Here is a 10,033-nt window from a genome sequence, read left to right as displayed (position 1 = left end):
GCGGCTCGCGCCCGCGGGCCAGCAGCCGCTCGCGCAGCACCGGGAGCGCGACCGTGAGCAACACCGGCAGCAGCTCGGGATAGCGAGCCCGCGCCTGGCTCAGATAGCCGCGCGAGCCGTTGACCAGCACCGATTCGCCGACGGCCAGCCAGTCATCAATCTGCCTCGGGATGCCATAGCGCAGGCCGTTCGCCTGCCAATCCATGGCGAAAGCACCGTCGCGATGCAGCTGTTCGAACTCGGCCTCGGTCACCGCCATGGCATCCTCGCCCGCCGCCTCGGCGGAACGGGTAATGACTCGCCGGGCGATACGACAACCGCGTGCCTGCAGCGGCGCGGCGGCAGCCTGCAGCAGACTGTCCTTGCCGGACCCCGACGGGCCGATGAGGTAGATCAGTCGCCCCTTCATCGCGTCGCGCCTTGTTTTGTTCCGATAGCGGACGATGAAGCTGGCGCCCCTTCTGCATCTTCCAGCCCCGGAATGCCGCCGACATGATCACCAATGGCGGCGCCATGCCTGGCGAACCACTCCTGATTTGCTTCCAGGGCATAACGCGCCGGCGCTTGCGAGCAGCGAATCGTGATGTCGAGCGGCTGCAGATCGATCAGGTCGACGATGCGCCCCTGCTCGTCCATGAAGGCTGCCGATAGCGGCAGCGGCGTATTTTTCATCCACAGGCAATGGCGGCGCACTTCGTCGAAGCGAAACAGCATGCCGCGATCCGGCGCCAGTTCGGTGCGCTCCATCAGACCCCGCTCGCGCTCGGCGGGTGAGCGTGCGTATTCGGCGTGCAGCGGCACTCCGCCGACCTGCAAGTCGAGCAGCGTGGGTTCGCTGGCATGGGTCAGGCCGCTGAGGCCGGCGAGTGACAGCAGCAACGCGATACGCATGGGCAGGCTCGCAACGATAGGGTGACGCAGCATAGCAAGGACTGGCGGCTACGCCTCCTCAGCCGGTGACTCCAGCGGCACGTGCGCACTATCGCCATAGCGCTTCTGGCAGCGCTTGCAATAGAAGGCGCGGCGCTTGCTGCGCCCGAGCGCTTTGGCTTTGACGAAGGGAATCTTGCAGCGCGGGCAGGTGGTTTTGGTATGCGCCAGCCAGTGCGCTTTCAGCGTGCCTTCGCGCTTCCACTGCAGAAATTCGAAACTGTAGGTGCGCACCTCGCGCGTCAACTCGCGGAGCTTGGCTGCCGGCAAATCGCAGATCAACGACAGCGGATGGATGCGCGTGCGAAACAGCACCTCGTTCTTGATGATGTTGCCCGAGCCGGAGAACAGCGTCTGGTCGAGCAGCGCATCGCAGGCCAGCAGACGTGGCCGCGCGCGAAGCTTCCTGAGTGTCGCGCGGCCATCCCAGGCATCGCTCATAACGTCGGCGCTCCAATCGTAGGCCTCATCCAGCGGGCCTTCGATAGGCTGCACCGAGCACCCGTAGAAATTCAGTTCACCGTTGGTGAAACCCAAGCTCAGCCGCGGCGCGGATTCCTTGCGCTCGTTGATCCGGTAACTGCCGAACAGGAGCAGGTGAATGCGCAGGGAGACGTCATCCAGCTCGATCAGGAAGTGCTTGCCCCAGCTGCGAAACGATCGCACCGTCTGGCCGACCAATCGCCTCTTGTCGAGCTTGGAGTTGCCCTCTGCGCGCTCGATGACCTGACCGGTAAAGACGTCGGCCTGTTCTCGAAGAATGACGATCGATGGACCTTCGGGCATGGCGATATCGCTTCGGCTGCGGCGTTAACAATATCGACTGAGAGCGGCTGAGAAGGTGCGGCTGGAACACGGGACCGAGAATGGTTCGTTCGATTGGACGGAGAACCGAGCGCTATTCGCGGTCGAGACCGCTCCCACAGATCACGCACGCCGCCTTGTGGAGCGGTCTTGACCGCGAAGGAGTGCCGACGCCCTACCAGCCGAGTTGTAAACGACTCTCGAAACGGCGCTGCTCGCCGCTCAGCGGATCGCGAAACGCCAGTGCCTGCGCCAGCAGTTTCAGCGGTTTGGCGTAGTCGTCCTGATCCCGGCGCGCGCGTTCGATCAGCTCTGGATAGAAGGGATCGTTGCAGATGCCCGCACCCAGCGTCGCCATCTGCAGGCGCAGCTGATGTTTGCGACCGGTGACCGGATAAAGCGCGTAATGCCAAAGCTCGCCACGACGCTCCAGTACCTCGATCCGCGTCTCGCTGTTGGGCTCGCCGTCGCCTTTTTTCATCAGGAAGAAGGGTTCGCCATCGACCATGTGCAGCCGTTCGCATCGCGGGAATTCGAGATCAGGCAGCGCCGGGCAGATCGCCTCGTAACGCTTGTCTATCTTCCGTTCGCGAAACAGCGCCTGGTAACGGCCACGGCTTTCCGGGTTGGTCGAAAACAGCACCAGCCCGGCCGTCAACCGGTCGATACGATGGATCGGCACCAGATCGGGATTACCCACACGCTTGCTCAGCCGCGCCAACAGCGTTTCGTTGACGTACTCGCCGGCCGGCATCACCGGTAGGAAGTGCGGTTTGTCGGCCACCAGCAAATGCTCGTCGAGGTGCAGCACCTGTTCCTCGAAGGGAATGGGCCTCTCGTCCGGCACCTCGCGAAAGTAATGAACTTTCAACCCAACCTGATAGGGGTGCTCGACCGTTAACGGGCGTCCATCCGCGCCCAGGACGCGGCCACGGGCAAAGCGATCGGTCCAGGTCGCGCGATCGATGGCAGGGAAATGCGCGCTCAGGCAATCGAGCACCGTCGCCCAGTCGCCTTGGGGTAGATGCAGGGTGCTGCGGGCATTGGGAGCATTAGCGGACATGACGAAGGCGTGCGAGAGGGAACGGCCGATGATGATAACCGACGCGCCACGGCAGCTTCGCCAGTGGCGGCTGGAATTACGGCGTTTTCCCAATGGCTGTCGATTTGCATCGATGCCAGTCGACCATCAGAGCGCGCATCGAAATCACCGATGCCCCATGACTCGTTCCGCACTGGAGATCACGATGAACAACCATCCGATCGTTTCCCGTCAGCAGTGGCTGGCCGCCCATACCGAACACCTGCTCAAGGAGAAGCAGGTCACCCATCAACGCGAGGCTCTGGCCGCGGCCCGTCGCGAATTGCCCTGGACGCTCGTGGACAAGGATTACCGCTTCCAGGACGCACAAGGGCCGGTGGGCCTGGAGGAGCTGTTCGACGGTCGCAGCCAGCTGATCATCAAGCATTTCATGTTCGGCGCCGACTGGGAGGAAGGCTGTGTCGGCTGCTCCTTCGAGATGGACCACCTGCAGGGCGCCCTGGTGCATCTGGCCAACCACGACGTCAGCGTCGTGGCTGTGTCGCGCGGCCCTTTCGAAGCGTTGGAGGCCTTTCGCCAACGCATGGGCTGGCAGATTCGCTGGGTGTCGTCTGCCGGCAGCGATTTCAATCGCGACTTTCACGTCTCGTTCGATCCCGAGGACATCGTCGACGGCAAGGTCTTCTACAACTACCGATGGGAGCCGTTCGTCTGTGAAGAGGTGTCGGGTTTCAGTGTGTTCTATCGCGACGAGAGCGGGCGCATCTTCCACACCTTTTCGGCTTACGGGCGCGGAGCCGAGGAATTGCTGGGCAGCTATGTGCTGCTCGACATGACGCCCAACGGGCGCAACGAAAACGAACGGCACAACCTGACCGATTGGGTCCGCCATCATGACCGTTACGGCAGCGGAGGCAGCGTGGGCCTCGATGGGCGCGCCGCTCCAGCCGCCCAGGAATCGGCTTCTGACTGTTGTCATTGAGCCGGAGCGCGCGTTGGCCGCACCCCTGAATTGGCCTGAAACCCTCGCGGCCTGGTCCGGTCCAGATTAGAACAGCGCGGTGATCACGATAAAGCCGGGATCATCAAGCTCGGCCAAGCAGGTACTGAGCAAGGGATTGCCGGGGGTTAGGAGCACTAGGACGGGAGATGATCACGTAGGCAGGGTGAACTCGTCGCTGACCATCCAGGCGATCGCCTGCCGCACTGCCGATCGCATCGCGATCTGGCAGCGCGCGGCGAGCTGAAGCTCAGTCTTCCTCGTCCAGCGTGATTTTGCCGGTCGTGCCTTCCATCTGGAATTCGTACTTCTTGCCGTCGGCTTTCAAGCCGGTACCTTCCCAACTCTTGTCGTCGACTTCCAGGCTATGCAGCTCGGTGTAGCCCGCGGCCTTGGCCTTCTCCATGGCCTGTTCGAAGGTAATCCAGCCGGCGCCGGGCGAGTCCGCCAGCGCGACGCCGCTTGCGGAACCCAGCACGGCAATGGCGAGCGCAGCAGTCATTTTCTTGTGATACATGGTCGATCCTTTCTTCTAATGGACAGGGCAGGCCGCGCTGCGGCCCTGTTCATAGGAGGGGCTTCTTCCCTTCAGGGTTCAGTCCCGGCTCGTCTAGCCTGAGCGTTTCAGCGTTTGTCGATGGAAACCAGCGCGGCTTCGTCGTCTTCGGCCTGGAAACTGATGCGCACCCGGTCACCAACCGACAGGCCCTCGAGCTGCTCGCGACGGGCGTGGAAATCCATGGTCGCCGCAGGCCACTTGAGCGCGGGCACGGCGTCATGGGCGATGGTGACGACGCCGTCATCGCGACCAATGGCTTCGATCCGGCCGTCCGCGTGCACCACCGGCTCGGACACGATGTCAGTTACCGGGCCACCGTTGATTGCTGGCGAATCGACCGGCGTCGGCGGCTTGAGCAGATCCTGGGCAAACACGGGTGAAACGAGCAGCGACAAGCTAACGGTGATGCAGCGAAGCAGCTTCATGGCAGGCCTCCCGAAACCGGTGGACGTACCCTGTATTGGACAATGGCAGGGCGAAAAATGCTGGCGAGCAACGTCGACTAGCACAGCAGCGGCCCCGTTCAGTTTCGCGTAAGCCGCGCCTCGTAACCTGTGAATCGTCGAAACCCACACAGGAAAACGAACCATGAAAACACTGACTACGCTGATCACTGCCGCCACCCTCGCCCTTGGTGCCAACCTGGCGATGGCCCGTGATCTGGGGCCGGACGAAGCACTGAAGCTGCGCGATGCGGGCACCATCCAGTCCTTCGAAAAACTCAACGAGGCCGCACTGGCCAAGCATCCAGGCGCTACCGTCGAGGAAACCGAACTGGAAGAAGAATACGGTCGCCACATCTATCAGGTTGAATTGCGCGACGACAAAGGTGTGCAATGGGATCTGGAGCTTGACGCCAAGACCGGCGAAGTACTCAAGGACCATCAGGACGACTAATGCGACCCGCCGCTCTTCTCACAATTCTGTTGGCTCTGCTGCTCGCCGCCACCCCGGTGGCGAGCCGCGACCTCGACCAGGATGAAGCCCTGCGGCTGCGCCGCGACGGCCTTATCCTGCCGTTGGAGAGCCTGTTGAACCAGGCGATGGAGCGCCACCCCGGCGCTCGACTGCTGGAAGCCGAACTGGAAGAAGAGGATGGCCTGTTCGTTTACGAGATTGAATTGCTGACCGCAGACGGCGTCGCCCGCGAACTGGAACTGGACGCGCGCGACGGGCGGCTGCTCAAGGATGAAGAAGACTGATGCGCCTGTTACTGGTCGAAGACAATGTGGCGCTGGCCGATGAACTGGTTGGCCACCTTGGCCGTCATGGCTATGCCACCGATTGGCTGGCTGATGGTCGCGACGCCGACTACCAGGGCAGCAGCGAGCCCTACGACCTGATCGTTCTGGACCTCGGCCTGCCGGGCAAGCCGGGGCTGGAGGTGTTACGCGCCTGGCGGGGGCGTGGCCTGACAACGCCGGTGCTGATTCTGACTGCCCGCGACTCATGGGCCGAGCGCATCGAAGGACTTAAAGCCGGTGCCGACGACTACCTGACCAAACCCTTCCATCCCGAAGAACTGTTGCTGCGTATCCAGGCGCTGCTGCGGCGCAGCCATGGCGTGGCCAACCAGCCCTTGTTGCAAGCAGGCGGAGTCGCGTTGGACGAAGCACGCCAGCAGTGCCGCAAGGATGGCCAGGATATCGAACTCACCGCCGGCGAATTTCGGCTACTGCGTTATTTCATGCTGCACCCCGGTCAGCTGCTGTCGAAAACCCAGCTGGCCGAACACCTGTATGACGGCGAAACCGAACGCGACTCCAATGTCATCGAGGTCCACGTGAACCGCCTGCGCGGCAAACTCGGTCGCACCCTCATCGAAACCCGCCGCGGCCAGGGCTACCGCTTCGGCGGCGCACCTTGAGGTCGATCCAGCGCAGCCTTAGTGTTGGATTGATTTCAGCGCTGCTGCTGGTCGGACTCTTGCTGATCCAGAGCAGCCTCTGGTTGTTCGAGTCAGGCCTTCGACGCAACCTGACCACCGATCTGCAGGAAGAAACCGAAGGCCTGTTGATGGCGGTGGTTCAGGGCCCCGAGGGGTTTGTGCTCGATTCAAGCCGGCTCAACCCGCGTTATCAACGTGCATTTTCCGGGCACTATTTCCGCATCGACCTACCGCGTCGCAGTTGGCGATCCCGCTCGCTGTGGGACGCCGAACCGGCCTGGCCAGCCAGCAACGGCATGGCCGATGACCTGTTGGATGGTCCACAGGACCAGCGGCTGCTGGCCTATCGGGCCTCCTACCGCCGCGACGGGCAGACCATCGTCATCAATGTGGCGCAAGACTACACGCCCATCCTCGACAGCTTTACCCAGGTTCGTCTCGGTGGATTGGGGCTGGTCGGCCTGGCGCTACTGGTGTTGCTGCTGCTGCAACGCTATGCGGTCAAACTCGCCATGCGCCCGCTGGAACGCGCGCGCCAGCAAATTGCGCAACTGCAGCAGGGGCAGCGTCAGCATCTGGACATTCAGGCGCCGATCGAACTGCAACCGCTGGTGGAGCAGATCAATCATCTGCTGGCACACACCGAAGACACCCTGAAACGCTCGCGGCATGCGCTGGGCAATCTCGGTCACGCGTTGAAGACGCCGCTGGCAGTGCTCGGCAGCCTGGTCCGGCACCCGGAGCTGCACGCACATCCGGAGCTGCAGCGCAGCCTTGAGCAACAGCTTGAACAGATTCAGCAACGGGTCAGCCGTGAACTCGGACGCGCGCGTCTGGCTGGAGAGGTCCTGCCGGGCAGCTACTTCGATTGCGCCGAAGAGCTTGCTCCGCTGTTCGAGACGCTCAGGATGATCCACCGTCGCGATCTCGATCTGCACTGGCACAGTCAGGAAGAATGCCGCCTGCCCTGGGACCGTGAGGACATGCTTGAGCTTCTCGGCAATCTGCTGGACAACGCCTGCAAATTCGCCCGGTCGGAGGTGCGATTGAAGATCGAGCAGATTGCCGACGGCTATCTCATCACGGTCGATGACGACGGGCCAGGCATCCCCGAAGCGCGCCGCGAAGCAGTGCTGGAGCGCGGTATCCGCCTCGATGAGCATGCCGAAGGGCACGGGCTTGGGCTTGGCATCGTGCGCGATATTCTGGCGGCTTGGCGGGGTGAGCTGTCGCTTGAGCAGAGTGAGCTCGGTGGGCTCTGCGTACGCATCCGGCTCCCGCTGCAAAGCAAAGGACAGATAGGTCAGAGCAAATCGTAGCGGATGGCGCGGGGGAAACTACTGAACGCGTGCTAACTCGTTGCGCATGTCTTCCAGGATAGTTTCAACCAGCAGGCCGTTCTGCACCTGCCGACCCGTCATCATCCGGGTAGCCTCGGTACCGTTGAGTGGATAACCGACACGAACGACCAGGTAACCGTCATCTTGCGGTTCCACGCGCGTCTTGTAATCAGCCGGAAAGTTGTCGGCGAGGTGGCGGGACAGGGTTTTCATGAGGGGCTCGTGTGCTGGATCTGAAACAAAGACCCGGCTTTATACTCGGAGATTCCAACCACTCATCGGATAACCGTGCACCGCTTACAAAAATGTAATCTCGCTTCACTTCCGCTCGTTGGCACCGTAGGCCAGCCACGCCAGAACGCCCATTCCGGCAAAGGCAGTCAGCGAAAAAATCAGCGCATTCAGTAACAGGCTCATGGGCATTCCTCTATCCGCTCGCTTGAAGTACACCCTGAATATATGTAGCTTCGCGCGACACGTCGAGCCACCTGATAGTCGCACGTAAACTTTTCCAACAGATGGGGCGCGCATGAAACGCAAGCAATCGATCAGTCAGGTTCGCTGGGATCTGGCATTGCGGTACCGTCTGATCGAGACGGTTGCCTGGTGGGAAGGTCGCCTGACGACCGGCCACCTGATGCAGAGCTTTGGCATCAGCCGGCAGCAGGCCTCAAAGGACATCAACACCTACCTGAACGAGCATGCGCCGAAAAACCTTACATATGACCGCCACCTGAAGGGTTACAAACCGAGCCAGCAGTTCGAGCCGCTGTTCATCGATGGCAGCGCCAGCGCTTACTTGCACCTGCTGGACCAGAACCGCGACCGCGCCCCGCACATCGAAGGGCTGGCCCTGGCTTATGCGCACACCCAGGTGCTGCACATGCCCGACCGCAGCATCCGCCCCGAGGTGTTGCGGCCGATCCTCAAAGCCTGTCGTGAAGGTCTGCGGCTGGAAACCGAGTACGTCTCCCTCGCGCACCCCGAGGTGGAAATCCGCGTGATGGCGCCGCACACACTGGTGTTTACCGGCACGCGTTGGCATGTGCGCGCCTATTGCGAGAAGAATCGCGGCTTTCGCGACTTCGTCCTCAGCCGCTTTCGCGGCGAGCCGGATCTGATGGATGAGAGTGAAAACATCGCCGAGCAGGATGAGGCCTGGAATACCCTGGTGGACGTGGTCATCGAGCCGGATGTACGGCTGAGCGTTGAGCAGAAATCGATCATCGAGACCGATTACGGGATGCAGGACGGCGAGCTGCGCATCGCCACCCGTGGCGCGCTGGTGCAGTACGTGTTGCAGCGGTATCAGATCGATCCGAATACCGTGCTCGCCAATGCGGCAGCGCAGCAGATTCAGGTGAGGAATCTGCAGGGGTTGAAGGCGTGGTTGTATTGATGGGGTTGGTGCACGGCGTTGCGCCTCTTAGCGGCGTAGCTGGTCACCCGGGGGCGCCCACCGGAACGACAACGGCTTGCGGTGCGCGTCCAGTTGTAATGGCTCTTCGCTGCGCTGCTTTTTGTAGGAGCGGAGGGGGACGCCGAGTTCTTGCTCGCGATCAAGTGGTCGCGGCGCGCTCATTTTTGTACGGCGCCGCTCGGTCGTCGGCGCTGAGCTCAGGTTTCGCCCTGCTGGGCGAGTCCCTTTTGGCAATTGCCCCAAAAGGAACCAAAAGGTCTTGCCCCTACATCCGGCCCCGGCTGCGCCGGGGTTCCCTCGCTTCGGTAACGCTCCGGGGGCACGCCGCGAAGGGCCATCCATGGCCCATCGCGGCTCTCGCGGCATCCATGCCGCTCAACCCCCTCCACGTTACCTGCTCTCGGCCTCCTGAAAGGGGCGTTCGGTGTCGTCTGATGGTTCGCTCGTCAGCAAACAAGCAAAGCGTGCTGGGTGAAAACCCTCAGAAGCTTCGTAATCGATCTTCGTTTGGTTCCGTAGGGTGGAAAACTGCGAAGCATTTTCCACCGAAATTGACGCCGCAATCGGTATCAAACTTCGCCTTCAAAAAGCGGTGGGTAAGCTTCGCGTTACCCACCCTACGATCTCTTGAAGCCCGCACAACCGCTCCGCTGCACGGCCCAACAAACACCACCAAATTGCCCCTTTCAGCAGGCCGAATGGAATCGCTGCCCAGCTTCGTAGCGTGGAAAACTGCGAAGCATTTTCCACCGATGTTGGCGAGCGGATCGATTTCGGGCCTTAGCACGTTCTACCGCTTGCCCACTTTGTTGCACGGCGCCGTAGACGACACCGAATCGCCCCTTCCAGGAGGCCGAACGCAGGTGGCGCGTAAGGGGTTGAGCGGCATGGATGCCGCGAGAGCCGCGATGGGCCAGGGATGGCCCTTCGCGGCGGGCCCCTGGAGCGTCACCAAAGCGAGGGAACCCCGGCGCAGCCGGGGCCGGATGCAGGGGCAAGCGTTTTTGCTTACTTTTTTCGCGACTGAAAAAAGTGAGTCGCCCAGCAGGG

Annotated in this window: 13 protein-coding genes; 6 read left to right on the top strand and 7 right to left on the bottom strand. The window is 61.9% G+C overall.

Annotated features, from left to right (window positions below):
- The 4 genes from phnN to PSTU_RS0103990 form a co-directional block, all read right to left on the bottom strand.
- On the bottom strand, positions 1 to 409 hold a 409-nt coding region (gene phnN / locus PSTU_RS0104005; protein ID WP_019339752.1), incomplete at its 3' end, for a phosphonate metabolism protein/1,5-bisphosphokinase (PRPP-forming) PhnN.
- Positions 406 to 891, bottom strand: coding sequence for a DUF192 domain-containing protein (locus tag PSTU_RS20435; protein WP_051127855.1), 486 nt, complete (start codon positions 889 to 891; stop codon positions 406 to 408). The genes phnN and PSTU_RS20435, both read right to left, overlap by 4 nt.
- Before the next feature lie 48 nt (positions 892 to 939).
- Positions 940 to 1,716, bottom strand: coding sequence for a DNA-formamidopyrimidine glycosylase family protein (locus PSTU_RS0103995; RefSeq protein WP_019339750.1), 777 nt, complete (start codon positions 1,714 to 1,716; stop codon positions 940 to 942).
- Between the two features lie 193 nt (positions 1,717 to 1,909).
- Positions 1,910 to 2,797: a pseudouridine synthase gene (locus PSTU_RS0103990; RefSeq protein ID WP_019339749.1), complete on the bottom strand. Its 888-nt coding sequence runs from the start codon at positions 2,795 to 2,797 to the stop codon at positions 1,910 to 1,912.
- A gap of 184 nt (positions 2,798 to 2,981) precedes the next feature.
- On the opposite strand from PSTU_RS0103990, the gene PSTU_RS0103985 reads away from it, so the two are divergent.
- A complete protein-coding gene (locus PSTU_RS0103985) occupies positions 2,982 to 3,758 on the top strand; it encodes a DUF899 domain-containing protein (protein WP_019339748.1) in 777 nt (258 codons plus the stop codon).
- A gap of 268 nt (positions 3,759 to 4,026) precedes the next feature.
- On the opposite strand, the gene PSTU_RS0103975 is transcribed toward PSTU_RS0103985, so the two are convergent.
- Entirely contained in the window at positions 4,027 to 4,293 is a 267-nt protein-coding gene (locus PSTU_RS0103975; RefSeq protein ID WP_019339747.1) for a PepSY domain-containing protein, read from the bottom strand.
- 107 nt (positions 4,294 to 4,400) lie between these two features.
- Complete coding sequence (locus tag PSTU_RS21750) at positions 4,401 to 4,760, bottom strand: copper-binding protein (RefSeq protein WP_019339746.1); 360 nt, start codon at positions 4,758 to 4,760, stop codon at positions 4,401 to 4,403.
- Between the two features lie 163 nt (positions 4,761 to 4,923).
- Between PSTU_RS21750 and PSTU_RS0103965 the strand changes: the two genes are divergently transcribed.
- From PSTU_RS0103965 to PSTU_RS0103950, 4 genes are read left to right on the top strand one after another with little or no spacing between them, the layout of a single operon-like run.
- Positions 4,924 to 5,232: a PepSY domain-containing protein gene (locus PSTU_RS0103965; protein ID WP_019339745.1), complete on the top strand. Its 309-nt coding sequence runs from the start codon at positions 4,924 to 4,926 to the stop codon at positions 5,230 to 5,232.
- A complete protein-coding gene (locus PSTU_RS0103960) occupies positions 5,232 to 5,537 on the top strand; it encodes a PepSY domain-containing protein (protein ID WP_019339744.1) in 306 nt (101 codons plus the stop codon). Before PSTU_RS0103965 ends, PSTU_RS0103960 begins: the two co-directional genes overlap by 1 nt.
- Positions 5,537 to 6,202 (top strand): response regulator transcription factor, encoded by a 666-nt coding sequence (locus tag PSTU_RS0103955; protein WP_019339743.1) that lies wholly within the window; start codon positions 5,537 to 5,539, stop codon positions 6,200 to 6,202. Before PSTU_RS0103960 ends, PSTU_RS0103955 begins: the two co-directional genes overlap by 1 nt.
- Entirely contained in the window at positions 6,199 to 7,542 is a 1,344-nt protein-coding gene (locus tag PSTU_RS0103950) for a sensor histidine kinase (protein WP_019339742.1), read from the top strand. Before PSTU_RS0103955 ends, PSTU_RS0103950 begins: the two co-directional genes overlap by 4 nt.
- Positions 7,543 to 7,560: 18 nt before the next feature.
- On the opposite strand, the gene PSTU_RS0103945 is transcribed toward PSTU_RS0103950, so the two are convergent.
- Complete coding sequence (locus PSTU_RS0103945) at positions 7,561 to 7,776, bottom strand: hypothetical protein (RefSeq protein WP_019339741.1); 216 nt, start codon at positions 7,774 to 7,776, stop codon at positions 7,561 to 7,563.
- Between the two features lie 316 nt (positions 7,777 to 8,092).
- Here PSTU_RS0103945 and PSTU_RS0103935 point away from each other — a divergent pair, with 316 nt between their 5' ends.
- Positions 8,093 to 8,962 (top strand): helix-turn-helix transcriptional regulator, encoded by an 870-nt coding sequence (locus tag PSTU_RS0103935; RefSeq protein WP_019339739.1) that lies wholly within the window; start codon positions 8,093 to 8,095, stop codon positions 8,960 to 8,962.
- The last annotated feature ends 1,071 nt before the right edge of the window (positions 8,963 to 10,033 follow it).

The sequence above is a fragment of the Stutzerimonas stutzeri SDM-LAC genome (genome assembly GCF_000235745.1).
Lineage (GTDB): Bacteria > Pseudomonadota > Gammaproteobacteria > Pseudomonadales > Pseudomonadaceae > Stutzerimonas > Stutzerimonas stutzeri_H.
Note: the sequence above shows the minus strand (reverse complement) of the source record. Positions and strands in the feature narration are given on the sequence as shown.

What these genes read in the sequence shown, in the direction of transcription:
- PSTU_RS20435 (WP_051127855.1), bottom strand. Translation starts at nt 891, where the DNA reads ATGCGTATCGCGTTGCTGCTGTCACTCGCCGGCCTCAGCGGCCTGACC.
- PSTU_RS0103995 (WP_019339750.1), bottom strand. Translation starts at nt 1,716, where the DNA reads ATGCCCGAAGGTCCATCGATCGTCATTCTTCGAGAACAGGCCGACGTC.
- PSTU_RS0103990 (WP_019339749.1), bottom strand. Translation starts at nt 2,797, where the DNA reads ATGTCCGCTAATGCTCCCAATGCCCGCAGCACCCTGCATCTACCCCAA.
- PSTU_RS0103985 (WP_019339748.1), top strand. Translation starts at nt 2,982, where the DNA reads ATGAACAACCATCCGATCGTTTCCCGTCAGCAGTGGCTGGCCGCCCAT.
- PSTU_RS0103975 (WP_019339747.1), bottom strand. Translation starts at nt 4,293, where the DNA reads ATGTATCACAAGAAAATGACTGCTGCGCTCGCCATTGCCGTGCTGGGT.
- PSTU_RS21750 (WP_019339746.1), bottom strand. Translation starts at nt 4,760, where the DNA reads ATGAAGCTGCTTCGCTGCATCACCGTTAGCTTGTCGCTGCTCGTTTCA.
- PSTU_RS0103965 (WP_019339745.1), top strand. Translation starts at nt 4,924, where the DNA reads ATGAAAACACTGACTACGCTGATCACTGCCGCCACCCTCGCCCTTGGT.
- PSTU_RS0103960 (WP_019339744.1), top strand. Translation starts at nt 5,232, where the DNA reads ATGCGACCCGCCGCTCTTCTCACAATTCTGTTGGCTCTGCTGCTCGCC.
- PSTU_RS0103955 (WP_019339743.1), top strand. Translation starts at nt 5,537, where the DNA reads ATGCGCCTGTTACTGGTCGAAGACAATGTGGCGCTGGCCGATGAACTG.
- PSTU_RS0103945 (WP_019339741.1), bottom strand. Translation starts at nt 7,776, where the DNA reads ATGAAAACCCTGTCCCGCCACCTCGCCGACAACTTTCCGGCTGATTAC.
- PSTU_RS0103935 (WP_019339739.1), top strand. Translation starts at nt 8,093, where the DNA reads ATGAAACGCAAGCAATCGATCAGTCAGGTTCGCTGGGATCTGGCATTG.